This window comes from Deinococcus sp. KSM4-11 (genome assembly GCF_004801415.1).
GTDB lineage: Bacteria > Deinococcota > Deinococci > Deinococcales > Deinococcaceae > Deinococcus.
In genome coordinates, this window is record NZ_SSNX01000001.1 from 907,252 (window position 1) to 931,310 (window position 24,059).

A 24,059-nucleotide genomic window follows, 5' to 3' on the forward strand; every position below is an offset into this window, starting at 1 on the left:
TTGCCCGCCGCCATCTATCTCCGCGTCTCCGGGAAGATGCAGGCAGGCTCTGACCGCTACGGCCTGGCCACGCAGGAACACGAGAGCAGGACCTACGCCGCCCGCGCGGGCCTGCGAGTGGCCCGCGTCTACGTGGACGTCATCAGTGGTACCCAGGACGACCGCACAGCCTTCCAGGAGCTGCTGAGGGACGCCCACGGGTACTCGGTGGCCATCCTTGGGGTGCAGGATCGACTGGCCCGTGATGTGGCGCTCTCCTACGCGATGCTGGGCGCGCTTCAGGCCGCAGGGCTGCGCGTTCACAGTGCTGCAGAAGGCCCCCTCGACCTTGAGGATGACACCCACGCCCTGGGCTTCGGGATCCGGGCGGTGATCGCCGACCAGGAGCGCCGGCGGATCAAGGCCAGGATGTATGGCGGGAAGCTGGCCAAGGTGCGCGATCGCGGGCTGCCGGTCGCGCCCATCCGTGCCTACGGGTGGAGGGACGGCGCGCCGGATCCGGAAACATCGGGGCGCGTGGCCTGGATCTTCGAGCAGCTGGAGACACGTGGCCTGAACGCAGTCATGCAGGAGCTGGAAGCCCGTGGGGTGCCCTCCCCTACCGGGCGGCCGCGCTGGACGCGCACGGCCATCCTGAAGATGATCCGGAATCCCCTCTACCGTGGGGAGTATGGGTATGGCCGCAAGGGCGAGCGGCTGACGCTGCCCGTGCAGGCCCTGGTCACGCCGGAGCAGTGGCAGCGCAGCAATGCGGCGCTGAGCGGCCGCTACAAGCAGCAGCGCCGCGCTGGCACCCTGACGCACCTGTACGAATTGCAGGGCGTGACCCGGTGTGGCGAGTGCGGGAGCGCCATGAGTGGCCACAGCCCCACGCCTCGCGGCGGAGATGAGCTACGTCGGCGGCGCTACTACCACTGCCGGGGCACGCTCCAAGTGCAGGGCGCGCGATGCGACCACCGCACCTACTACCCAGTGAGCGACCTGCACCAGGTCGTGGCGGAGGGCCTAGCCAGCCTGATCCAGGATCCGCAGCTGCTGCGCCTGGCCCTGGCCCGTGGCGCGCAGACGGTGGCCACGCTCGACGTCGGCCATGGCCGTACCGATCACGCTCGGCTAGACGCGGAGTGGGAACGCTGGAAGGGCGCGCTGCGCGCCGGGGCGATCACGCCGGAGGAACTGGCCGTGGAGCGCCGCCGCATCGATGCGGCGCGGGCGTCGCTCACCGAGGAACAGCCACAGGCACTCCAGGTGGATCCGCACGCCTGGCTGGCCAGGGCTGAGGCCAGCGTGGCCACCCTGCCGATTGGGGAAGCGCTGCGGGCAGCGCGCGTGACGGTTCTGGTGTTCCGGACTGGCGCGGTACAATTCAGCATTCAGCCCTGAACGGGTGTGTGGGCCGCAGAATCCATCTGTCAGGCCTGAGGAGAGTGGTTCATACGAGATGTCACTTAATCACCTACGGGTGCCAGATGAACGAGTACGACACGCACCTGGTGCAGAGCCAGCTGGTGTCGCTGGGCGCGGACATCGTGTCCAGCGTGGACGAGGCGGACGTGGTGCTGGTCAACACCTGCGCCGTGCGGGGCAAGCCGGTCGAGAAGGTGCGGTCGCTGCTGGGCGACCTGCGGAAGATCAAGGCGCGGCGACCGCTGGTGATCGGCATGATGGGCTGCCTGGCTCAACTGGACGAGGGGCAGCAGATCGCGCGGGCCTTCGGCGTGGACATTCTGCTGGGGCCGGGCAGTCTGCTGGACATCGGCAAGGCGCTGGAGGGCAACGAGCGCTTCTGGGCCCTGCACTTCCGGGATGACCTGCACGCGCACGTGCCGCCGCCACCGCAGGGCACACTCCAGGCGCACCTCACGATCATGCGCGGCTGCGACCACCACTGCACGTACTGCATCGTGCCCACCACGCGCGGCCCGCAGGTGAGCCGCTCGCCGGACGACATCCTGCGGGAACTGGACGGCATGCTGGCCGCCGGAGTGCAGGAGGTCACGCTGCTCGGGCAGAACGTGAACGCGTACGGCGTGGATCAGGGTGCCCGGCTGGCCGGGTATCCGTCCTTCGCGCAGCTGTTGAGGCAGGTGGGGCGCAGTGGCGTGCGGCGCGTGAAGTTCACGACGAGCCACCCCATGAACTTTACCGAGGACGTGGCCGCCGCGATGGCCGACACGCCCGCGATCTGCGAGTTCATTCACCTGCCGGTGCAGAGTGGAAGTGACCGTGTGCTCCGGCGCATGGCCCGCGAGTACACCCGCGAGCAGTACCTGAAGCATGTGGCCGATATCCGTCGGCACCTGCCTCACGCGGTCATGGCGACGGATATCATCGTGGGCTTTCCCGGCGAGACTGAGCAGGATTTCCAGGACACCCTCGACCTGTACGACGAGGTCGGGTTCGACAGCGCGTACATGTTCATCTATTCACCCCGGCCCGGTACGCCCAGCTACACCCATTTCAGCGACCTGCCCCGCGACGTGAAGACCGAACGCCTGGGCCGGCTGGTCGCCCGCCAGAAGGACTGGAGTGCCCGCAAGAACGCAGCGAAGGTCGGCACCGTGCAGGAGGTGCTGCTGCGCGGCGCCGCACACGACAGCGGTTTCCTGGAGGGCCACACGCGCGGCAGCCATCCGACAGTGGTTCCGCGTGCCGCCGGTGCGGACGGCCCCGGCATCTACCCGGTACGCATCGACCACGCCACGCCGCACGTGCTCTACGGCCGGGTATTGGATGCCCAGGGCCAGGAGCGGCCGCTCCTGAACTTTCCTGAGGCCGGACAACAACGGCCCGAGGCCGCCGCGCTGGTCAGCCCGCTCCCGATGGCCTGAACGGCCCAGATTCCCCTACCGTCACGGCACCTGGAACTGAATGCCGGGGGCGGCCACATGGAGCGTCCGGTAGTCTCCCGTCGCCTTGCCACCGGGCGCCACCTTCACCCGCACCACGGCCGAGGGCTGGAGGGTATGCGAGCCGGTCGGCAGGTTCAGGATCACCGCTGCAGTGAGCGTTCCCCCCACCGGCCACGGCTGCGGCGGGAACTTCAGCGTCGAGCAGGTTTCCAGCTGCTGCGCCATCGCCGACGCGCCCACACCGCTGCCAGGCTCGGTCACCTGCACCTCGAAGGGGCGTGGACAGGTGTTTTCCAGCTCCAGGGGGTAAGGCCCGGCGTTGGTCAGAGTCACGCTCAGCAGACTGCCCGTGAAGGTCGTCTGCGGCACCACGCGCGACTCGGGGGTCGTGACCGTCGGCGCGCACGCACCCAGCAGGCCCATCATCAACACGGCTTTCAGCGAACGCACACCGAAGCTTACCCACGCGAACATGAAAAAGCTCAGCGTGCCGATGGGCACTGCGAACGGGTGCCCTCACGTTTTCTCAAGGTGTCATCACGATCCCATCAGCTGGAAAGGTAACAGTGGGAACCATGATGAAACTTGCGCTCGGACTTGTCGCCGCCACCGCCCTCCTCGCCAGCTGCGGCTCCAGCGGCGGCAACAGTGAAGCGCAGGGAAGAATCGTCGATGTGACCACCGAGTACACCACCAGCACCAACCCCACCACCCAGTACGCCGGGTGCGACAACATCAGCAACGCCAGTGCGGGCCGCAGCGGCTCCACGCAGGTGAAGGTCGAGTTCGCGGCGGCGGGCAGCATCCAGTCCATCGATGTCAGTCTGGCCGGAACGACGAACAACACCGCCGATCCTAACTTCACCACCAATATCCCCGCGGCGAATCTGAAAAAGAACAGCGCAGGTAACTATCAGGTGCTGTTCGACGCCAACTCCACTACCGGCAAACTCCTCCCGGCCAGCATCGTGGTCGAACCCGCAGAGCAGCCGGTGAAAGCTGTCACGACCAGCAACCCGGTCGGCTCCTTCTACGCCCTGGTGAAGGTGAACACCGCGACCTCAAGCTTCACACTGACCAGCGCAAGCTTGCGCAAGATACCGGTCTACTCGAACTGCACCATCCAGACTGCGCAGCCCCTCTCAAAATAATCGGGTGACTCCAATCGGGCCAGCCTCAGCGCTGGCCCGCTACGTTGGCCTTGCCCTCAGGTTCTCTCAAGGCGGCATCACACGCACGTCAGGTTAGGCAGGCAGAGTGAGGGTCATGAAAAAACAGGTTGTGGCGGCAGTGGGCATGATGGGTCTGACGGGCGTCCTCGCGAGTTGCGGCACCACAGCCGTCGTAGTGACCGATCCGGTACGGAACGTTCAGATTCTGGAGTACACCAGCCAATATGTGCTCCCCACGGCCTACACGGACACGAACACCGGCACGCAGTACCCGGCGGGGAGCCCCGTCATTTGTGACAACTTCTCGACTGCACTGTCAGCCACCCTCGACTGGGACGGGGATGCCGCACGCTTCGCCTTCCAGCTCGAAGGCAGCAAGGGTGGGAAGGCCACCGTCTTGACGGGCACTTCCGCCAGTGGGAATGGCTACTCGGGAAATCCAACCACCTTCCAGATCACGGTCGGTGCCGGCGTCGCTCCCTTGAAGGTGAATGCAGCCGCGCTTGGCGCTCAAGGCATTGTTGTCGATCCAGTGAACACGTTCACAGTCAGGGGAGTGACTTTCCTCAACATCCAGGGGCAGAGTCGCGACGGGTCGGTGAGCAACGTGGCCCAGAGCGTCAACGGTATCCCGGTGGCCGACTGCACGAATTGAGATTCACCCGTCACGCCGCCCCGGACTGGCTGGGGCGGCGTTCTTCATCGCCTACCCTTCCCGGATCAGGGGATGCAGATCGCCCACACTGACCAGCCCCAGCCAATGCAGGGCGCGGCTGGCCGACACGTACAGCAGGCGGCGTTCGTACTCGGTACTCTCGTCGTAGGTATCCGCATTCGCGCTGGCGACGATGGCGGCGCTGAATTCCAGACCCTTGGCGAGGTTCACGGGCAGGATCACGAGGCCGCCGACGTAGCGGTGCTCCTGGGTGGTGATGGGCTGGGCGTCCGTGTCGTGGTCGCGCAGGGCGGCGCTCAGGCGGTCGGCGTCCACGCCGCGTCGGGTGACGATGGCGATATTCATGTGACCGGCGTTCCGGGCGTCCTTCACGGCCTGGGCGAGCAGGGTGAGTTCGGCGGTTTCGCTGGCGAGGGCTGTGTAGCGCTGGACTTCGGCCCCGTCGCGGTCGACGCCCTGCACCTGGGCAGCGCGGTTGTAGGTCGCGGCGATCCGCGCGCCGAGCTGGGTGATCTGCCGGGTCGAGCGGTAGGTGCGGTTCAGGGTGAGCACCTGCGCGCCGGGAAGCTGTGCCTGGACGGCCTCCCACGAACTTGGGCCTTTGTAGCCGTGCATGCCCTGGTTCAGGTCCCCCAGGGCGGTCAGGTGGCCGGGGCGGGTGGCGCGGGCCAGCAGCGCGTACAGGAGCGGGCTGTAATCCTGCGCCTCGTCGAGCACCACGTGGTCGAAGACTTCCAGCGTGCGCCCCACGCTGCGCCCGATGCCCCCCATGAAGGCCTGCATGGTGAGCATCAGGGGGATCTCGGTGACGTCGGCGTAGGCGCGGCGAGGGGTGGGAATCCCACTCAGGGGATCGGTCTGGAGCAGGGCGATCTCGCGTTCGGTGAGCAGGCCACTGACCGCGAGGGCCTCGGGGCTGGCGAGCAGCCGCCGCGTTTCCGTGACGGGCGTAGTGCTGGCGAACACCCGCCCCAGAATGGCCTGGATGCCGGTCGCCAGCTGGCGCAGCACGGTCGCTTCTGCATCCTCGGGAACATTCAGGCGCTGCAACGCTTCGGCCTCGATAAGCCGCTTCAGTCCGGCGCGGTAACCGTCCAGCGGATCGGCCGCGAAGACGTCGCGCAGCAGGCCTGCCAGATCGGCCTCCGAGAGGGTCAGTTGAACCAGGTCGCGGCCAGGAATCTCGACCGACTCGCTGAGCTGGCGTCCCGTGATGCCCGCGTTGAAGCGCGCCCACAGGTGCGTGCGCACCACGTCCAGCATCCGCGCGTCGCCCAGCAGTTTCGCGCGCCGCCACGCCAGCGCCCGGCGGGTGTTGTCCCGATCGGTCAGCAGCAGCGTCAACGTACGATCGGTGACCTCCAGCTTCTCCAGTCCGAGCAGCCCGACCGCCCACGTCTCGGGCGTGGTGACATTCACGCCGCCCAGTCCCAGTTCCGGCAGGATGCGCCCGGCGTACGCGGCGAGCACCTTGTTCGGCATGAGCACCATGCTCGCCTCCGGGCGGATCTGGTGCACGCCCCGGTCGGTGTTCGTCAACCACGACAGCCGGTGGAAGCCGATGGTGGTCTTGCCGCTGCCCGCCGCGCCCTGGATGATCACGGGCACCCCGACCGGAGCGCGCATGGCCTCGTTCTGCTCGGGCTGGAGCGTTTCCACCACGTCGCGCATTCCGGCCGTGCTGCCTTCCTCCAGCCGGCGCAGCAGGACTTCCTCACGGCCGCCGGTGTCGCCCCCCGTGTCCTCGTCGTACAGGTCGGTCACGCGCAGCAGCTGCTTTTGCGTGATGTCCAGCTGCCTTCGTCGGCGGATCACGCCCTGACCGCCCTTGCGCGGCGTCCAGCCCAGCACGTCCGAGTAGAACAGGCTCCCGACCTCCGAGTCCCAGGACACCACCGAGTGCGGGCCCTTTACGTCGCGGAAGGCGTGCCGGCCGATGTACAGCGTCTGCTCGCGCCCGCCGACCCGCACCCTCAGCGAGCCGAAGTAGGGTTCCTTGACATGCGGGGACAGCATCGCCGCGTGCTCCCCGGCCTCGTCGCCCAGAATGATGCTGGTCTCCAGGTCGGCGCCCATCAGGTTGTCACGGTCTTCCCAGAACTCGATCTGGCGCAGCATGGCCGCGACCGTGCCGTCCAGGTGATCACTTTCCAGTTCGAAGTCAGGGTGGGGCGTATACGCGGGCAGACGGACAGGAGAACGCGACGACATCCGGCACAGGATAGACGGCCTGGGCACAGTTGTCCGTTCACCCGCCATGGTCGGCGCGTTCAGTTCGTGGTAGCGGAGATCAGACTCCCGACCTGCCTATGACTAGGAGAACGCTATGAACGAATGCATAGGAAGGGCTGCCGTGATTCGTCCGGCAGCCCTTCCCGCGTGGTGAATTATTTGCGAGCGGTCGTGGAAATGCGCAGGATCGCACTCTTCGTTCCAGTGGCGTCCGCGAAGGTGAGTTTCGCCCTGGTAACGTCCGCGCCGTAGGTACCGATGACCGCCTTCAGTTCTGGGGAGAGGCTGGACATCGCCTCTACGGCGGTGGGACTTAGAGCCTCGGTGTCGCTGGTGTTAGTGACTGGAGCCTTGAAATCGGCGGCCACGCTGATCTTGTACTGCAGGCGGAAGCGTTCGCCGTACTTCACATTCACCGAGGTGCCGTTGACCTTCGTCTGGCTCACCACTCGACCGATGTTGGCCTTGACGAGGGCTACGGTGATGCCGGCCGGGGCATCCACGCTCTTCAGCGTAAGCCAGGGCGCGTCCCTGTAGGCGTCCGGCACCTTGTCGGTGCTAATGCGAACGGCGCTGTAATCGAATTCGATGGCGTCGAAGTACGCATCATACTCCTGATCATTTTCAATGGAGGAACGGGCATAGGGCACGGTGACGTAGAGGGACTGGCCGGGCAGAACGGTAACCGGGCTAAATGAGTCCGGCGCCTCAATCGGGTAGTCCGCCTGTGCACCACGGGCGATGGGCGTACAGGCACTGAGCGTAAGAAGTGCAATGAATGGGACAGCCACGAGGGAACAATTTTTCACCACGTGAACTTAACATGAAGATGAAAGGCCCGTTGCCTCATGTGACAACCCTTCGGGATGAGACCGAACCATCCTCGGTACAAGCACTCGAACTGTGGATGGGGAACAAAATGTTCCCATGAATCTCTTCCATAAGCAGCGCCTTGACCATCCTTCCCCGTTTGGCGCACACTACCGCTCAGGCGTCGATCCGCAGGAGTACCGCGCCGCGTGACCACGAGCGAGCCCGAGACGGTGGAAGTCGGGCGGATCACAGCGCGGGAAGGGCAGCGGGGAGCTGAACTCACAAAAGTGCCCGCCATGCCGCAGAGCGCGGTGACGGGAACTGGGGTGGAACCGCGTGGCAATGCTTTTTTGAAGCAGTCTGCGTCCCCAGACGAGCGAGCAGGATGTCGCCGTCTGGGGCGTTTCCGTATCGCTCGAAAAGGAGCACGTATGCCGGCATCATCGATGGAAGAACTCGTCAGCCTGTGTAAACGCCGGGGCTTTATCTTCCAGGGCTCGGAGATCTACGGCGGCCTGCAAGGGTTCTACGATTACGGCCCGCTGGGTGTGGAGCTGAAGAACAACATCAAGGCGGCGTGGTGGCGCGCGAACGTGTACGAGCGCGACGACATGGAAGGCCTGGACGCCAGCATCATCATGCACCGGCAGGTGCTGCGCCACAGCGGCCACGAGGCGACCTTCAGCGACCCGATGGTCGACAACAAGAAGAACAACAAGCGCTACCGACTGGACCATCTGGTCAAGGATCAGAAGGCCGACGTGATCGCAAAAGTGGCGGAGGCCATGGGCCAGAGCGCCGAGAACTTCCCGGCCGTGGTGGCCGCCCTGAATGCCAGCCCGGCCAAGGCGTCCGAGGCGCTGCGCGCTGCCGGCGTCCGTGATCCCTTCAGCGGTGAAGTGGGCGAGTGGACGGAACCCAAGCCGTTCAACATGATGTTCAAGACGACCATCGGACCGGTCGCGGACGATGAGAGCTACGGCTACCTGCGCCCGGAGACCGCCCAGGGCATCTTCACGAACTTCAAGAACGTCGTGGACAGCACCAGCCGCCGCCTGCCCTTCGGCATCGCCCAGATCGGCAAGGCCTTCCGCAACGAGATCACGCCGCGCAACTTCATCTTCCGGGTGCGCGAGCTGGAACAGATGGAGATCGAGTTTTTCGTCGTGCCCGGCACCGACGAGGACTGGCACCAGCACTGGCTTGAAAAACGCCTGAAGTGGTGGGAAGACCAGGGCGTGCCGCGCAGCAAGATCGAGATCCTGGACGTGCCCAAGGAAGACCTCGCGCACTACTCCAAGCGCACCTACGACCTGATGTACGACTACCCCACCCTGGGCCACGAGGAGATCGAGGGGATCGCCAACCGCAGCGACTACGACCTCGGCTCGCACACGAAAAACCAGAGCGAACTGGGCCTGGTGGCGCGGGTCGAGGAGAACGCCGACTCGATTGCCAAGCTGACCATCCCGCACCCCGAGACGAACAAGCCGGTCGTGCCCTTCGTGATCGAACCGTCGGCCGGGGTCGACCGCGCCCTGCTGGCCATCCTGAGCGAGGCGTTCACGAAGGAGACGCTGGAGAACGGCAACGAGCGGATCGTACTGAAGCTCCGGCCCCACCTCGCCCCGATCAAGGTTGCCGTGATTCCCCTGGCCCGCAACAAGGAAGAAATTACTGACGTGGCGAAGAAGATCAAAGCCGAACTTCAGGGCCTGGGCCTGGGCCGCGTGCTGTACGAGGACAGCGGCAACATCGGCAAAGCGTACCGCCGCCACGACGAGGTCGGCACGCCGTTCTGCGTCACCGTGGACTTCGACACGGTGGGCAAGGGTGAGGACGCCGCCCTGGTCGATACCGTGACCGTGCGTGACCGCGACACGCTCGCGCAGGAACGCGTGAAGATCAGCGACCTGAGCCGCTGGATTCAGGCGAAACTGCGCTGACCTTTCAAACAGCTTCGGCCCGGACGCAGAATCCGGGCCGCTGTTCTATCCGATGACCTGCCGCACTGTCGCGCTGAGATTTGGCGGGTACATCACCGCGAACTGTCCGTGATGATCGGCCCAGACGCGGGTGAAGTCGGCGTAGCCCATCTTCACGTACCCCAGGAGGGGATCCATCAGGTACACCATCTGCGCGGCGTCGTCGTACCCGGCAACCACCCGCCAGTGTGGGATGACATGGCCCTGCGACGTGATGTGGGATTGCAGGGCGATCAGCGGCAGGCCACGCCGGATGGCGGCCCGGACGGTGTTAAGCGACCCGTTGGTGTAGAGGCGGGCGGCCATCCCGACCTTCGGGGCAAAGGTAACGATGGCCTGCGCGGTCATGTACGAGGTGTCGCTGGCCCGGGTGAAGCGGCTGATTTCTGCCTGGGTGACGTTCAGGCCGAAGTACGCGAGCACCTGCGAGATGCTGGCCGGCCCGCAGGCGTTGTAGGTCTGATGCACGAGCGGCATCCCCTGGAGGACGTAGCCGGTCGGCGTGGGCGGCCCGGCCTGGGCTCCACCGAGCAACAGCGCAGCGAGGAGGAGCGAACGGAACAACGGCACCGGGTCAGCCTACGCCCGGTGCCGTCACTGTCTTCTGTCAAATCTGCGCAGCTCTCAGACCCGCGTGAGGTCTTTGGGGAGCGGCAGGAACTCGATCTCCGGGTGCTGCTCGGCGGTGTACTCCAGATCATATTTGCTGCGGAACAGCATGACGGGGCGACCCTGATCGTCCTCGACGTGCCGTGCAAAACGGGCGACGTTGCTGGGATCGCCCGCCAGCCAGCGCACCAGCTGGTAACTGGTGACGTTCAGTTCGACGTCCACGCCGTATTCCTCCAGCAACCGGGCCTGGAACACCTCGAACTGGAGGGGGCCGACCGCGCCCAGGTAGGGATCGCGGGCGCCGTCGGTCGGGTAGAAGACCTGCACGACGCCTTCCTCGGCGAGCTGCGTGATGCCTTTCATGAAGGCTTTGCGCTTGCCGACGTCCTTGAGGCCCAGCGTGGCGAAGGTCTCCGGCGTGAAGCGCGGAAAGCTGGGGAGCTGCACCTTGGCATCCACGCTGATCACGTCCCCGATCTGGAACACGCCGGGGTTAACGAGACCGACGATGTCGCCGGGGTACGCATCCTCGACGCGCTCGCGATCCTGGGCGAACAACGTGTGGGCCTGCGACAGCCGCAGCTTGCGCCCGGTGCGGGTGTGCGTGACGTCCATGCCACGCTCGAAGTGCCCACTCATGACGCGCATGAAGGCAGTGCGGTCGCGGTGCGCGCGGCTCATGTTCGCCTGGAGTTTGAAGATGAACCCCGCGAACCCCGCCTCCGGGTCGCGTTCGCCCAGGGTGGTGTCGGTCGGGCCGGGCGGGGGAGCCAGTTCCACGAAGTTCGACAGGAAGTGCTCCACGCCGAAGTTGTTCATGGCGCTCCCGAAAAACACGGGCGTGAGTTCCCCGGTCAGGAACTCGGCCGCGTCGAACTCGGGCATGGCCGCGCGGATCAGTTCCACGTCCTCGCGGAGTTTGCGGGCCAGATCCTTGCCGACCAGCGCATCGAGTTTCGGATCGTCCAGGCCCGACGTCTGCATGGGCGCGCGGTGCTTCCCGCCAGACGTACGCTCGAAGGCGAGCACCTGCGAGGTCTGGAGGTCGTACACGCCCTTAAAGTCCGGCCCGTCCCCGATGGGCCACGTGAGCGGCACGGCCGTGATCTTCAGGACGTTCTCCAGCTGCGCGATCAGGTCAAACGGGTCGAGGGCCGGACGATCCATCTTGTTGATGAAGGTCAGGATCGGGATGTGGCGGTTGCGGCAGACCGCGAAGAGCTTCTCGGTCTGGGTCTGCACGCCACGGGCGGCGTCGAGCACCATCATGGCGCTGTCGGCGGCGGTCAGCGTGCGGTAGGTGTCCTCGCTGAAGTCTTGGTGGCCCGGCGTGTCGAGCAGGTTGATGTGCCGTCCCCCGTACTCAAAGGTCAGCGCCGAGGAGCTGATAGAAATTCCGCGCTGCTGCTCGATGGTCATCCAGTCGGACTTGGTGTGGCTGCGTCCTTCCTTGGCGGTCACGCTCCCCGCTTCCTGAATCGCTCCTCCATAGAGCAGGAGCTTCTCGGTGATCGTGGTCTTCCCGGCGTCCGGGTGCGAGATGATGGCGAAGGTGCGGCGGCGCGCGATTTCATGCTCCAGTGCGGCGAACCGGTGGTCAGTGGAATTGGGTTCTGGTGCGGTCATACGGGCTCCTGCGCGGGCCAGTGGGTCGGCCCGGACGTGGGTGGTGTGGGTACGGCAGCGTCCTCGACTCTCGCTAGGGGGGCGTGAGGAGAACGGTCATGGGATCATGATACCGCGCGTTGAGCCCCGACATTCCAGCACCCGCCATGGCGAGAGGGCGGCCGAAGGCACCCGACGACCAAGGTGGTCCATCGTCCAGTGCAGCGTGCCTGATGGTATGACGTGCCGTCCGACTTCACCGTCCCCTGACGCCCTTCACCGGAGGTCGCGTCCGGCCCTCCCCCAGCTGACACGCGGCTGATGTCCGTTTGCTTGCATGACGTACACCCAGTGCGACCGTGCCGCCATCCAGGGCCGTCGCCAAGGAGCGTCGACCATGACCCACACGCGAATCGGCCTGATATTCACCCTCTGCCTGGGCGGGCTGGCCACGGCCGCCACACCCGTCTTCCTCGACGTGGCCACCAGTCCGAAGGGCTCCACGGCCTCGGACATGTTCGGCGACATCGGGAAGGTATGCACGAACGCCTCGTTCCTGCGTCAGCGCCAGACATCCGGCAGCGTGGAGAGCCTGGAGCTGCTGCTCGACAACCAGGTGTCGCTGGCCTTCGTGCAGCTCGACGTGCTCAAGGCCCGCGACCAGATCGACCACGATCCGCGCGCCGGAGAACTCAAGACCCTGCTGCCCCTGAACTTCGATGAGATCCACCTGATCACGAAGCAACCCGTGGTAAAGAAGAACATCTTCGGCAAGACCACCATCACGGGCATCACGAAGTTCAGCGACCTGAAAGGCAAGAAACTTGGAAGCTGGGGCGGCAGCGTCGTGACTTCGAACGTGCTGAAGGCGAAGGCCGGGGTGGCCGTGACCATCCTGGAGTTCAAGGGCCGTGAGGAGACGCTGGCTGCGCTGGCCGCCGGCCAGGTCGACGCCGTGCTGTCCGTGGTTGGTCAGCCGGCCGATTGGGTGAAGGCGCTCGACGCCACGAAGTACGCGCTGGTGCCCCTGGACATCCCGCAGGCGGCGCTGAACGGCTTTTACAAACCGGCCACCCTGCGTTATCCGCAGCTCGGCTCCGGCGTGGGCACCTACGCCGTGCAGCGCATTCTGGTCACTCGCGACTTCAAGACCCCGGAGCGCCGCACGGCCCTGCTGAACTACCAGAAGTGTACCCTGTCGAAACTGACGGAGTTGCATGAGACGCAGGGCTTCCATCCCAAGTGGAACGAGGTGACGTTCAAGGAACAAGACTGGCCCTGGTTCAAGTAACCAGTCCCGGTGCGTACGCCGCGAGCGCCGCGTCCAGCGTGCCCAGTCGCGCGGCGATCAGGGTTCCCGGTTCGCGGTGGTAGCCCCCGGCCATGACCGAAACCAGGGGCACTCCGGCCCGCACCGCCCAGCGGTACACACGGTCGTCGCGCGCCCGAAGACCTTCCAGCGTGAGGGACAGCCTCCCGAGCTGGTCGCCCGCCAGCACATCCGCGCCGGCAAGGTAGAACGCGAAGTCCGGTCGGAAGGCGGCCACCACAGGCGCGATCTGGGTGTCCAGGGCCGTGAGGTACGCGGCGTCCTCAGTACCGTCTGGTAGGGAAACATCCAGGTCGCTATTCTCCTTGCGGAACGGGTAGTTGCCCTGTGCGTGCACACTGACCGTCAGCACGCGCGCCTCAGCGTTGAAGATGGCGGCCGTGCCGTTGCCCTGGTGTACATCCAGGTCGAGGATCAGGATGCGCCGCGCCTGCGCGGTGTCCAGCAGCCAGCAGGCGCTGATCGCCACGTCGTTCAGGAACGAGAAGCCCTCGGCGTGATCGGCGTAGGCGTGGTGGGTGCCGCCACCCAGGTTGATGCCCAGGCCGCGGGTCAGGGCGTCGCGGGTGGCGGCCAGGGTCGCGCCGCTGCTGCCCAGGCTCCGCTCCACGACGGCCGGACTCCACGGGAACCCCAGGGCGCGTTCCTCCTGGCGCGTGACCTGGCCAGCCTGCCAGCGGTGCAGGTACGCGGGATCGTGCACGCGCTCGGCCACTGCCCAGTCCAGATCCGGGGCGTCCACTAGGGGCAGACGCGCGGCGGCCTGCTCCAGCAGTGGCGCGATGAATTCCCTTGGCAGGAACTGCCGACGCGGCGCCGGCCCGGCCGTGTACGCCGCCCGGCGGAAGGGAGTGTAAGCCCGAAAGGGTGGCGGGACGTCCGGCACGCATCAGGCTAGAGCCGATCCGCGTGGGGATGTGGAGTGCAGCTCGCCGTGTAAACCCAGTGGGTTGCTCGGCTTTCCGACCGGGTGATAGCCCTGGGAGATCAGGCGTCAGGGGAGGTCGCGCATGTACAGAGCAGTGACGGGGCACAGGGAAACGCACTTCACCGGTTCGGAGACCGTGGGCGACATCGTGATCGGCATGAGCGACGGCCTGACCGTGCCCTTCGCCCTCGCGGCGGGGTTGTCCGGGGCGGTCGCCAGCGGGCATGTGGTGCTGATCGCCGGGATTGCGGAGATGGCCGCTGGCAGCATCGCCATGGGGCTCGGCGGCTACCTCGCGGCGCGCAGTGCCCACGACTCGTACGTGTCCGAACGGGCCCGCGAGGAACGCGAGATCGACGAAAAACGCGACGCGGAGGTGCAGGAAGTCCGGGACATCTTCGCCGGCTACGGTTTGGCAGGCGAGCCGCTGGAGGCCGCCACGCAGGCCATCGTGGGCCGCCGCGCGACCTGGGTGGAGTTCATGATGAAGGAGGAACTCGGCCTGGACGAACCCGATCCCAGGCGGGCGCTGCGCTCGGCGGTGACCATTGGCCTGTCGTACGTCGCGGGCGGCATCATTCCCCTCGCGCCGTATGCCACGCGGTTGCCGCTGACGCAGGCGCTGCTGGTGTCCGTGGCCGTGACGCTGGTAGCCCTTTTCGTATTCGGCGCGCTGAAGGGCCGCTTCACCGGCACGCCCGTGTGGAGCAGCGCTCTGCAGACGATGCTCGTCGGGGCGGCGGCCTCCGGCGTGGCCTTCCTGATTGCGCGGGCTGTGTCGGGGGCAGGCGGCGCGTAGGTCGGTGCATCATGGGGCATGACGGCGGGGAGGCGGGGTCGGCGCGGAGTTCATGGGCCGACGGCCGGAGCCGTGTGCTCCCTTCCAAGCTTCCGCTACTCCGGATGTAGGGCATGACAGTTCACCTGCGCCCGCTGCAGGCTGGGGATGAGGACGTGGCCGTGCGCTGGGCGAACGACCGCGAGTTCTGTCTCGCGGCCGACTGGACGCCGGGCCTGTCCGCCCGTACCGTGCGGCGGCACTGGCAGGCGATCATCGCGGGTGGCGATCCGACCTTCCGCCGCTGGGGCATCATGTGGAACGGTGGGCTGATCGGCTACGTGGATCTCGGCCACCTCACGGCGCATTCGGCGGAACTGGGCATCGCCATCGGGAACCGCGACCTGTGGGGACAGGGCCTGGCCCGGCGCGCGTGTTCCCTGGCCCTCGCCTGGGCGTGGACGGCAGGACTGGCTGAGGTCACGGCGCGGGTGCATCAGCCGAATGGGCGGTCGCACGCGCTGATGCGCCACCTGGGGTTCGTGGCGGACGGCTGTGACGGCCTGGACACGTACCGGGGCGAGGTCGTGCCAGTCCAGCGCTACCGGATCACGCACCCCGGCTGACCCTGCGCAGCGGGGCTTCCCCTCCATCCGGCCAGGTCGGGGCCCCGTCCGTTCGCCCGGCGCGCTTTTCCGGCCCGGAACGCACCATATGGGCATGACGAACTTCAATGATCTCTCGACCAATTTGGCGGACGCGGTACAGACCGTGTCCAGCAGCATCGTGACCGTCCGTGGTGGACGGCCTATCAGTGGCACCGTGATCGGCGCCGGCCTGGTATTGACCGTGGCACACGTCCTGCACGCGGACGACGTGACCGTGGTCACCGCGGACGGACAGGAACTTCCGGCGACCGTGGCGGGCCGCGACCCGGCCACCGACCTGGCCCTGCTGAAGGTGCCGGGCCTGAACGCCCCCGCGCTGGCGGCGGGAGCGGACGTGCGCGTGGGTGAGCTGCTGCTCGCTGTGGGCCGACCGGAACACGGCGTGCAGGCCACCCTGGGCTTCATGGAACGCGCCGCCAGCGGGCGCGGGCCTGACCGGGGCTGGGTGCCCAGCGGAGCCGCGCCCTTCCGCGGCGTGAGCGGCGGCGCGCTCGTGGACGCGCGGGGCGGCCTGGTCGGCGTGCTGAACGCGGGCGTATCACGCGGCGACCTGCTGGCGGTGCCGGCAGACCGCGCCCTGAAAGTGGCGGGCCTGCTCGACTCGACCGGCCGCGTGCCGCGCGGCTTCCTGGGCCTGTCCACTCAACCCGTGCACTTCCCCGGCGAACCCCGTCCGGAGGCGGCACCCGAGCCCGACCGGGCCGCAGATGAGCGCCAGGACGGCCGGAACCGTGGGCCGCGGGGAGAACGCCCCCACCGCGACCACGGCCGTGAGCACGGCGGCCCGCGTGGCCGTGGCGGCTGGGGCGGCCCCGGGTGGGGTGGGCCGGGCTGGGGCGGCCGTGGCCGGGAAGGCTGGCGCGGCGGGCGGCTGGGTCTGACGGTGGTGCAGGTGGAGGCGGACAGCCCCGCCGCGCAGGCGGGCGTGCGGGTCGGGGACATCCTGCTCGCGCTGGACGGCGACGTGATCCGGCACCCGCGTGAACTGCTCGACCGCATCCGTGACCGGGCGGGCGAGACCGTGACCCTGCACGTCCTGCGGGGCGGCGAGGAACAGGACGTGAGCGTGCCGGTCGGGGAACGCTGAGCACCCTTCCGAGGGGAACCGGGGGCCATGACGGTTCCCCGGCCCTCCCCCGTCACGGCGTAGCATCCGGTATGAGCGACGCCCAGGACTTCCGCCCCAGTGTGCGGATTGCCCTGGGCTCACCCATGCTCGCTGCTGGGGTGCAGTCGGTGCTCAGCGGCTTCGGGCTGAGCGCCGCCGGCGACGCGGACGTGCTGATCGTGGACGACTCGTGGCTGGCGGAACCCGACGATTTGGCGGGAGCGTCGGCCCTGGTCGCGCTGGGCTCGGCCGTGTGGGCGACCCTGCTGCCGGAGCTGGCTGGGGGCGGCTGGGCCGCCCTGCCGGCCGACGCCACGCCAGCGGAACTGCTGGCCGGGGTGCTCGGCGCGGCGGCGGGCCTCGCGGTGCTGCCGCCCGCGCTGGTGCCCGATGGGCCGGTGGACGACGAGGACACGACCTCCAGCACGGCCTTGACCAGCGACGTCACCCTCACGCCCCGCGAACGGGATGTGCTGGCGCTGCTGGCCGAGGGGCTCAGCAACAAACGCGCCGCGCGCGACCTGGGCGTATCGGAAAGCACCGTGAAGTTCCACGTGCAGGCTCTGTACTCCAAGCTTGGAGTGCAGAGCCGCGCCGGAGCGGTGGCCAGAGGCATCGCACTCGGCCTGGTCAGCGTGTAACGCTCTCGGGATCACAACGAACTGGACGACGCAGCCCATTCACGTCGTCCAGTTCGTTGTGGTGGAGCCCAGCTCCGTCAGGGCAGTATGGGGAGGTTCAACCGTTGAGGCTGTTCATGGTCGCTTCCGGGTAGCGGGTGCCCGAGGCCGCGTCCTTGGGGAAGGCCGCCTCGATCCGGGCCAGGTCGGAGGGGCTGAGTTGCACGTCCAGCGCCCCGAGGTTCTCTTCCAAGTACTTCACGCGCTTGGTGCCGGGAATGGGCACGAGGTCGTCACCCTGGGCCAGCACCCACGCCAGGGCAAGCTGGCCGGGCGTGCAGCCCTTCTCGGCGGCAATCGCCCCGACCTGCTCGACGAGGTCGAGGTTCTTCTGGAACGCGTCACCCTGGAAGCGGGGGTTGTGGCGGCGGAAGTCGTCCGGGGCGAAGTCCTCGGGGCTGCGGATCTGCCCGGTCAGGAACCCGCGTCCCAGGGGGCTGTACGGCACGAAGCCCACGCCCAATTCGCGGCAGGTGGCCAGCACGCCGTCCTCCGGGTCGCGCGTCCACAGGGAATACTCGCTCTGCACGGCGGTGATGGGGTGAACGGCGTTCGCCCGGCGCAGGGTCTCGGGGCTGACTTCCGACAGGCCGATGGCCCGCACCTGTCCGGCCTGCACGAGTTCCGCCATGGCACCGACGGTGTCCTCGATGGGGGTGCTGGCATCCACGCGGTGCAGGTAGTACAGATCGACGTGATCGGTGTTCAGGCGCTTCAGGCTGCCCTCGATGGCCCGTTTCACATAGGCGGGCGTGCCGTTGATGCGCCGTCCGCCGGGGGAACCGGGATCGACCTGGATGCCGAACTTCGTGGCCAGCACCACCCGGTCGCGTTTGCCCTGCAGCCAGCCGCCCAGGAGTTCCTCATTTGTGTGCGGGCCGTACATGTCGGCGGTATCGTAGAAGGTCACGCCCAGCTCCAGCGCCCGGTCGAGGGTGCGGAGGCTCTCGTCCTGGTCGAGGGGGCCGTAGAAGGCGCTCATGCCCATGCACCCCAGGCCGAGGGCGGAGACGGTCAGGTCGCGGAGATGACGGGTCGGCAGCGTGGTCATAGCAAACTCCTTAGATGCCCTGGGGCAGGGCCGGTACTGAGGCGGGCGACGGATCAAGGTGTGTCAGGCCGTGTCCTTGAGCGGAAGCGGACTGGTCGTTCAGGCGGTCGTAGCGTGCGATCTTCTCGCGGATGGCGTCCAGGGCGCGGTGCATGTCGTTCAGTTGTGCGGCGACCTGCGCCTCGTGACGGATCAGCAGCTGGCGCCGGGCCTCGACGGTTCCCTCACCCTCTCGGGCCAGCGCGGCGTACTCGCGCAGCCCGGCCATGCCCATGCCGGTGCCGCGCAGGTAGATCAGGAACTTCAGGAAGCCGAGTTCCTGGGCGCCGTACCGGCGTTCGCCCGTCGGGTCGCGCGGCACGGTCAGGAGTCCATCCCGGTCGTAGTAGCGCAGGGTGTGTGGACTCACGCCGAGGAACGCAGCCGCCTCGCGGATGGACTGGGTGGGAGGTTCGGGCATGGGCGCACCGTACCCCTTCGAGTGCGCTCGAAGTCAAGGGCTGGTCTCCGCCCCGGAACCCGTGGCGCCCCGGTCGAGACCAGCGTAATCCTCCAGCAGCGTGATGACCACGATCACGGCCGCGCAGGCCACGAGCTGCCCGAGCGCGCTGGTCGTGAGTCCCAGGATCACGCTCAGCCCGCACAGCACCGAGATCAGGACGCGCAGCCAGCCCGATCCCACTGCCATGACCCGGCGGAAGGCCACGTGCCCGGCATAGAACAGGGCGAGGCCCGACGCGAGGTTCCACGCGCCCACGCCCGGCGTATGGTGTGCCGGTTCATGCACCCCGACCTCGACGGCGGCGGCGAACAGGATGATCCCGGCCATCATGGCCATGTGCAGGTACCCGAAGCCGAGCAGCGCCATGCGGTTGCGGCGCTCCGGCGCGGCCGAGATGAAGTGGTGCTCGGCCCGGTCGTGGTTCGGCCCGAAGTACCCCCACCACAGGTGAGCGGCGAGCAGCAGGCCCAGCAGCAGGTAGATCAGGCGGGGGCCATCCAGGACCAGACCGCGCACGCCCAACCCCAGGCCCATGACGCTCTCCCCGAGGGTGATCAGGATCAGCAGCCCGTGGCGTTCCACGAAATGCTGCGGGCTCAACTCGAAGGCCTGCTCGCGCCGGGTCACGGTGGCCAGCAGCAGCACGCCCACCCCGCCGATCCACAGTGCCCAGTGCAACGCGCCGGACGCTAAGGTCGAGGCCAGCACCAGCGCCGCCGACGCCACGTTGAACGGTGCGATGCCCAGGATCGCCCGCGCACTCGCGTTCGGCACGCGCGCGAACATGACGGTGTGGATGACCGTCACGAGCAGCAGGCCCAGCCCGAAGGGCCGGCCACCGGCCCCGCGCACGTCCGGGATGCCCACGGCCATCACCAGAAACCCCGCCATGGCCAGGAAGTACAGCCAGCTGTCCAGATCCCCATCGAAACTCAGGTTGCTGCTGAGCCACACGTAGCCGTCGTACATCCACATCAGGCTCAGGAACATCAGGGCCGCCTGGACGTAGGTGTCCGGCCCGGCCGGGTGCGCGACCACGCCGCTGAGCTGCGTGACGGCGAAGACGAAGACCAGATCGAAGAACAGTTCGATCGGCCGGGCACCCTGCACACCTGCCTGCGGGGCTTCCGGGGCCTGTGGCGCTGGGGCGGACGTCATGCCATCATGATGCGGCACCGGCCACGCCCACCTGGCGCGACCCGTAGACTCGGGTATGCGACTGGCCGTGTTCGGCGACATCCACGGGAACCTCCCCGCGCTGAGTGCCGCACTGAACGACATGCGCGCCCTGGGGGCCGAGTCGCTGGTCTGCCTGGGTGACGTGGCCATGGACGGGCCCTGGCCGGCCCAGTGCGTGCAGCGCGTGGCCCAGCTGGGCTGCCCGGTCGTGAGCGGGAATGCCGACCGCGAGCTGCTGACCCCCGAGCGGCCCTTCACGCCCCGTGGCCTGCCGGACGAGCGTGAGATGCACGACATCGGCGAGTGGAGCGCCGCGCAGCTCTCGGGTGCCGACCGGGAGGTGGTGAGGTCGTATGCACGCACGGTGCAGATTGCAGATGTCCTGTGCTTTCACGGCAGCCCCGCACGGGACGACGAGGAGATCACCGAGCACACGCCGGTCGCCCGCCTGGACGAACTGCGCGCGGTCTTCGGGACGCAGTCGGTATGGATAGGCGGCCACACGCACCGCGCCCTGCACCGCGAACTGGACGGCTGGCAGCTCCTGAATCCGGGCAGTGTCGGGCTGCCCTTCGAGAAGCGCGGCGACCGCTACGTGAACCTCGCGCACGCGGAGTACGTGCTGCTCGACCGGGTGGAGGGCCAGTGGGTGCCGACCTTCCGCCGCGTCGGGTATGACGTGGAGGACATCCGGCGCGGCATCCTGGCCTGCGGCATGCCCCATGCCCGCTGGGCGGCGGCCGAGTGGGTGGCGGGACACCCCAGTTGATCCGAATGTTCCCCGGCCTGCGATACTGAGCGGCCGTGACCGATCCGCTCCAGCACGCCCTGCATACCGCCGCCACCTCGGGTTCCTTCCTGCGCAACCTGGCCGTCTTCTGCGGAACGGCCCTGCTGTTCGTGCAGGTCGCAGGATTCACTGCGCTGGCTGTCCGGCACCGGAACCGGCTGGACTGGCGACTGGCCGCGCGGATACTTGTATCCGGCGTCGTGGCTCTGGTGGTCACGCAGGTGCTGGTGCGTGTGGTCATCGACCCACGGCCGTATATGGTCGAGCACTACACGCCCCTGGCGCACGTCTCTGCCGACAACGGCTTCCCCAGCGACCACACCCTGGTGGCCGCCCTGCTCACCGGCTGGGCCGCGTGGCGGTTCCGACGGGCCTGGATGGCCTTCGCCGCGGGCGTCCTGCTGATCGCCCTGGGCCGCCTGGGCATCGGCGCGCACCACACGCTGGACGTGCTGGGCAGCGTGCTGATTGCCCTCGTGAGCCTCGGCGCGGCCCACCTGTGGCCCTATCCGACTGCCTGGGCGAACCGTCCTATCCTTCCAGGCTTGCGCCCAACTCCCCACTCCAGCACGCGGAAGTGACCTCGGCCCAACTCAGACGTCCAGCAGCAGTTTCGGGGTGAACTTCAGGACGTCGGCCGCGACCAAGTGGGCCGGAATTCCCGCCAGGTGCCGCAGCGAGCGTTCGACGGGCACGCCGTGCAGGTGCCCGTAGACGATCAGATCCGGGCGCGCGTCCTCGATCACGCGGGACAGCGGATTCGGCGGGTACGGCGACGTGGCCGGCGGATAATGCAGCATCAGGATCAGAGGATCGCCCGGTTGCCGCAGTCGCTCCGCAGCCTGGACGCTCAGTTTCAGCCGTTCGGCCTCGCGGGCGAGCAGGCGGGCATCCTCTTCGCCCAGCGGCTCATAGCCCGGCGTGAGCCACCCGCGCGTGCCGCACACCACGACATTCCCCACCCGTACCGCGTCGTTCACGATGGCCAGCATGCCCGCCGGCAGGGCGGCCCGCAGTTTGCCGGCGGTCGGCCACCAGTAGTCGTGGTTGCCCCGCAGCAGCACCTTCGTGCCCGGCAGGTCAGCGATGGTCGCCAGATCCTGTAGGGCGTCCGGGAGGCGCATGGCCCACGACAGGTCGCCGGGGAGCAGCACCACATCCTCGGATCGGATGGTCTCCCGCCAGCGGTCGTAGATGGCCTGCGGATGCTCCGCCCACTGCGGCCCGAACACCGACATGGGTTTGGGCGTGACGGTGGCGAGGTGCAGGTCAGCGATGGCATACACGCGCATGTGGACTCCAAGAGGGGCTCTAGCGGGGCGGAAACAGAAAATCCTCCCACGGTGGGGAGGACTCTGTGTGCGTGGTCGGGGCGAGAGGATTCGAACCTCCGACCCCGTCGTCCCGAACGACGTGCGCTACCAGGCTGCGCTACGCCCCGAACTCCCGACCACCACCCGGCCTTGACGCTGGGCAGGGCGTAGTCTACGCGGCACTCCCCCCCCCGTCAAGCACACCGCCGCCGCCGTTCCGGCCTGGATCGTCCGTCTCGGCAGCGTCCTGAGTCATTCCTCGGGAAGCTCCGGCTCGACGTCGTCCGGCACCCCGTCGGTTTCCCCCTGGGCCTCCACGACAGCCCGGATGGCAGGCCAGATCGCGTCACCGGCGAAGCCCCGGCGGGCGAGGAACGCGTAGGCGCTGGCTCGGGGATCGCGCTTGCGGGCCAGCGCCGGCCAGCGGCGTTCCAGCAGTGCCAGGGCGGACGCCGACTCCACCTCCGAATCCCGCGCCTCCACGGTCTCCTGAATCAAGTCCTCCGCCACTCCCCGCCGCTTGAGGGTCTGCCGCACGCGGTACCGGCCGACCGTAGCGCGTCGGCCCTCGGCGCGGGCCACATGCGCGTCGTCCTGGTACCCGAGTTCCTGCACGCGGGCGAGGATCTCCTGCACCAGGGCGGGATCATCGCTGCGCGCTTCCAGCTTGCCGCGCAGTTCCGCCTCGGTCAGCGCCCGGCCCCCCAACGCCCGGAAGGCGTAGGCGAGCAGGGCGTCGCGGGCCTCCTGCGGACTCAGCGGGGGCCGCTCGGCGGTCGGTGTGGCGGGACGGGAACGGCGCACCCCCTCAGTATCGTGCTTGCGGGTTCACGCCACTGCGGGTATAGTCACGAGGTTGCCATCCGACAGGTGGGAGCCCTGCGCCAGCCCAGGTGTGCGCGCAGGCGCGCGGAAGATTCCCTTCCGGCGCTCGCGTTCCCCCGGAACCAACTCCGGCGGGAACCGCCCCACCCCCGGAACGGGCTGGTGGGAGAACAGGAGAAACGAACATGGCCCTACGTCACAAGTCCGCCCAGAAACGCCACCGCCAGAGCCTCAAGCGCCGCTTGGTCAACCGCAGCCGCAAGAGCACCATCAAGACCTACAGCAAGAAGGCCCTGGAAGCTGTGACGGCCGGTGCCGATGTGGCCGCTGCGCAGAGCAAGGCCGAGAGCCTGATCGACAAGGCCGCCAAGGGCAGCACCATCCACAAGAACACCGCCGCGCGCAAGAAGAGCCGCCTGGCGAAGGCGATCAACAAGGCCAAGGCCGCCCAGCAGGCCTGAAACCAGCACCATTTAAACTTTGCAGTTCAACTCTGGACACGGTCGTGGATCGTGTCTTTTTCATTGGCGTCTACCGCCGATTCAGGGGCGTAAAGGGTCAGGGAGTTACTTGCGCGTTTCCTTCAGATCCATCACGCCGCTGAACTTCTTCATTTCGATTTCCAGCGTGTATCGGCCCGGGTCACCGGTCGCCACCAGTTTCAGCCCCCAGCTGCCCTTGGGACAGGACTGTCCGGCCACCTGCGACCCCTTGGGATCGAGCAGGCGGAGTGTCACCTCGCCCGAGCGAACCGTGCAACTGCCCTCCACCCCTACCGTCTGGTTCGGTTCATAGATCTGATAGGTGTAGCGGTTGGTGCCGCTCGCGCCGAACATGTAGGTGGGGGTCAGGGTCACGTAGCCGAACCGAAGGCCGAACGTGAAATACATCAGCGTCAGCACCAGAGCCAGGGCAACGACAAGCAGCCGCATCCGGGTCAGTGTAACGTGCGCGGCCGGA

At 67.5% G+C, this 24,059-nt stretch carries 25 protein-coding genes and 1 tRNA gene; 13 read left to right on the plus strand and 13 right to left on the minus strand.

What is annotated here, in order from left to right; all coding sequences use genetic code 11:
* Together E7T09_RS04610 and miaB are read left to right on the plus strand one after the other, a co-directional pair.
* Positions 1-1,383 (plus strand): recombinase family protein, encoded by a 1,383-nt coding sequence (locus E7T09_RS04610; RefSeq protein ID WP_136387934.1) that lies wholly within the window; start codon positions 1-3, stop codon positions 1,381-1,383.
* Positions 1,384-1,427: 44 nt separating this feature from the next.
* A complete protein-coding gene (miaB, locus tag E7T09_RS04615) occupies positions 1,428-2,831 on the plus strand; it encodes a tRNA (N6-isopentenyl adenosine(37)-C2)-methylthiotransferase MiaB (RefSeq protein ID WP_255578403.1) in 1,404 nt (467 codons plus the stop codon).
* Between the two features lie 21 nt (positions 2,832-2,852).
* Here the strand turns inward: miaB and E7T09_RS04620 are convergent, their stop codons facing one another.
* On the minus strand, positions 2,853-3,326 hold the full coding sequence (locus E7T09_RS04620) for a hypothetical protein (protein WP_136387936.1): 474 nt from the start codon (positions 3,324-3,326) through the stop codon (positions 2,853-2,855).
* 101 nt (positions 3,327-3,427) lie between these two features.
* Between E7T09_RS04620 and E7T09_RS04625 the strand changes: the two genes are divergently transcribed.
* The gene (locus E7T09_RS04625) at positions 3,428-4,003 is read left to right on the plus strand and encodes a hypothetical protein (protein WP_136387937.1); all 576 of its coding nucleotides are present in this window, start codon (positions 3,428-3,430) and stop codon (positions 4,001-4,003) included.
* Positions 4,004-4,118: 115 nt separating this feature from the next.
* The gene (locus E7T09_RS04630) at positions 4,119-4,679 is read left to right on the plus strand and encodes a hypothetical protein (protein WP_136387938.1); all 561 of its coding nucleotides are present in this window, start codon (positions 4,119-4,121) and stop codon (positions 4,677-4,679) included.
* Positions 4,680-4,730: 51 nt separating this feature from the next.
* Here E7T09_RS04630 and E7T09_RS04635 read toward each other — a convergent pair whose 3' ends face one another.
* Together E7T09_RS04635 and E7T09_RS04640 are read right to left on the minus strand one after the other, a co-directional pair.
* On the minus strand, positions 4,731-6,911 hold the full coding sequence (locus E7T09_RS04635; protein WP_370293706.1) for an ATP-binding domain-containing protein: 2,181 nt from the start codon (positions 6,909-6,911) through the stop codon (positions 4,731-4,733).
* A 176-nt stretch (positions 6,912-7,087) separates the two neighbouring features.
* Positions 7,088-7,723, minus strand: a complete 636-nt coding sequence (locus E7T09_RS04640; RefSeq protein ID WP_136387939.1) for a hypothetical protein — start codon at positions 7,721-7,723, stop codon at positions 7,088-7,090.
* 453 nt (positions 7,724-8,176) lie between these two features.
* Between E7T09_RS04640 and E7T09_RS04645 the strand changes: the two genes are divergently transcribed.
* Positions 8,177-9,691, plus strand: a complete 1,515-nt coding sequence (locus E7T09_RS04645; RefSeq protein ID WP_136387940.1) for a glycine--tRNA ligase — start codon at positions 8,177-8,179, stop codon at positions 9,689-9,691.
* 45 nt (positions 9,692-9,736) lie between these two features.
* On the opposite strand, the gene E7T09_RS04650 is transcribed toward E7T09_RS04645, so the two are convergent.
* Positions 9,737-10,300 carry a C39 family peptidase gene (locus E7T09_RS04650; RefSeq protein WP_240741606.1) on the minus strand — a complete coding sequence of 188 codons (564 nt, stop codon included), beginning with the start codon at positions 10,298-10,300 and terminating at the stop codon, positions 9,737-9,739.
* Between the two features lie 54 nt (positions 10,301-10,354).
* Entirely contained in the window at positions 10,355-11,968 is a 1,614-nt protein-coding gene (locus tag E7T09_RS04655; protein ID WP_136387941.1) for a peptide chain release factor 3, read from the minus strand.
* Positions 11,969-12,344: 376 nt separating this feature from the next.
* On the opposite strand from E7T09_RS04655, the gene E7T09_RS04660 reads away from it, so the two are divergent.
* On the plus strand, positions 12,345-13,238 hold the full coding sequence (locus tag E7T09_RS04660; protein WP_136387942.1) for a TAXI family TRAP transporter solute-binding subunit: 894 nt from the start codon (positions 12,345-12,347) through the stop codon (positions 13,236-13,238).
* Here the strand turns inward: E7T09_RS04660 and E7T09_RS04665 are convergent.
* Positions 13,231-14,163 (minus strand): histone deacetylase, encoded by a 933-nt coding sequence (locus tag E7T09_RS04665; protein ID WP_136387943.1) that lies wholly within the window; start codon positions 14,161-14,163, stop codon positions 13,231-13,233. The genes E7T09_RS04660 and E7T09_RS04665 overlap by 8 nt on opposite strands.
* Before the next feature lie 124 nt (positions 14,164-14,287).
* On the opposite strand from E7T09_RS04665, the gene E7T09_RS04670 reads away from it, so the two are divergent.
* From E7T09_RS04670 to E7T09_RS04685, 4 genes are all read left to right on the plus strand, one after another.
* Positions 14,288-15,004: a VIT1/CCC1 transporter family protein gene (locus E7T09_RS04670; RefSeq protein WP_205746940.1), complete on the plus strand. Its 717-nt coding sequence runs from the start codon at positions 14,288-14,290 to the stop codon at positions 15,002-15,004.
* A gap of 113 nt (positions 15,005-15,117) precedes the next feature.
* Positions 15,118-15,609 (plus strand): GNAT family N-acetyltransferase, encoded by a 492-nt coding sequence (locus E7T09_RS04675; protein WP_136387944.1) that lies wholly within the window; start codon positions 15,118-15,120, stop codon positions 15,607-15,609.
* A 94-nt stretch (positions 15,610-15,703) separates the two neighbouring features.
* On the plus strand, positions 15,704-16,738 hold the full coding sequence (locus E7T09_RS22410; protein WP_255578404.1) for a S1C family serine protease: 1,035 nt from the start codon (positions 15,704-15,706) through the stop codon (positions 16,736-16,738).
* Between the two features lie 71 nt (positions 16,739-16,809).
* Positions 16,810-17,400: a response regulator transcription factor gene (locus tag E7T09_RS04685; protein ID WP_136387946.1), complete on the plus strand. Its 591-nt coding sequence runs from the start codon at positions 16,810-16,812 to the stop codon at positions 17,398-17,400.
* 97 nt (positions 17,401-17,497) lie between these two features.
* Here E7T09_RS04685 and E7T09_RS04690 read toward each other — a convergent pair whose 3' ends face one another.
* From E7T09_RS04690 to E7T09_RS04700, 3 genes are read right to left on the minus strand one after another with little or no spacing between them, the layout of a single operon-like run.
* Positions 17,498-18,490 carry an aldo/keto reductase gene (locus E7T09_RS04690; RefSeq protein WP_136387947.1) on the minus strand — a complete coding sequence of 331 codons (993 nt, stop codon included), beginning with the start codon at positions 18,488-18,490 and terminating at the stop codon, positions 17,498-17,500.
* 10 nt (positions 18,491-18,500) lie between these two features.
* Positions 18,501-18,950, minus strand: a complete 450-nt coding sequence (locus E7T09_RS04695; RefSeq protein WP_136387948.1) for a MerR family transcriptional regulator — start codon at positions 18,948-18,950, stop codon at positions 18,501-18,503.
* A 33-nt stretch (positions 18,951-18,983) separates the two neighbouring features.
* A complete protein-coding gene (locus tag E7T09_RS04700) occupies positions 18,984-20,150 on the minus strand; it encodes a low temperature requirement protein A (protein ID WP_168734700.1) in 1,167 nt (388 codons plus the stop codon).
* Positions 20,151-20,205: 55 nt separating this feature from the next.
* Here E7T09_RS04700 and E7T09_RS04705 point away from each other — a divergent pair, with 55 nt between their 5' ends.
* Both E7T09_RS04705 and E7T09_RS04710 read left to right on the plus strand, forming a co-directional pair.
* Positions 20,206-20,940 (plus strand): metallophosphoesterase, encoded by a 735-nt coding sequence (locus E7T09_RS04705; protein WP_136387950.1) that lies wholly within the window; start codon positions 20,206-20,208, stop codon positions 20,938-20,940.
* A gap of 35 nt (positions 20,941-20,975) precedes the next feature.
* Positions 20,976-21,542, plus strand: coding sequence for a phosphatase PAP2 family protein (locus E7T09_RS04710; protein WP_136387951.1), 567 nt, complete (start codon positions 20,976-20,978; stop codon positions 21,540-21,542).
* A 12-nt stretch (positions 21,543-21,554) separates the two neighbouring features.
* Here the strand turns inward: E7T09_RS04710 and E7T09_RS04715 are convergent, their stop codons facing one another.
* From E7T09_RS04715 to E7T09_RS04725, 3 genes are all read right to left on the minus strand, one after another.
* Positions 21,555-22,253 (minus strand): metallophosphoesterase, encoded by a 699-nt coding sequence (locus tag E7T09_RS04715; RefSeq protein WP_136387952.1) that lies wholly within the window; start codon positions 22,251-22,253, stop codon positions 21,555-21,557.
* Between the two features lie 72 nt (positions 22,254-22,325).
* A tRNA-Pro gene (locus E7T09_RS04720) sits at positions 22,326-22,402 on the minus strand.
* A gap of 124 nt (positions 22,403-22,526) precedes the next feature.
* Positions 22,527-23,078 (minus strand): RecX family transcriptional regulator, encoded by a 552-nt coding sequence (locus tag E7T09_RS04725; protein ID WP_136387953.1) that lies wholly within the window; start codon positions 23,076-23,078, stop codon positions 22,527-22,529.
* Between the two features lie 206 nt (positions 23,079-23,284).
* Here E7T09_RS04725 and rpsT point away from each other — a divergent pair, with 206 nt between their 5' ends.
* On the plus strand, positions 23,285-23,560 hold the full coding sequence (gene rpsT, locus E7T09_RS04730) for a 30S ribosomal protein S20 (protein ID WP_136387954.1): 276 nt from the start codon (positions 23,285-23,287) through the stop codon (positions 23,558-23,560).
* A 105-nt stretch (positions 23,561-23,665) separates the two neighbouring features.
* On the opposite strand, the gene E7T09_RS04735 is transcribed toward rpsT, so the two are convergent.
* Positions 23,666-24,031 (minus strand): hypothetical protein, encoded by a 366-nt coding sequence (locus E7T09_RS04735; RefSeq protein WP_136387955.1) that lies wholly within the window; start codon positions 24,029-24,031, stop codon positions 23,666-23,668.
* Between the last annotated feature and the right edge of the window lie 28 nt (positions 24,032-24,059).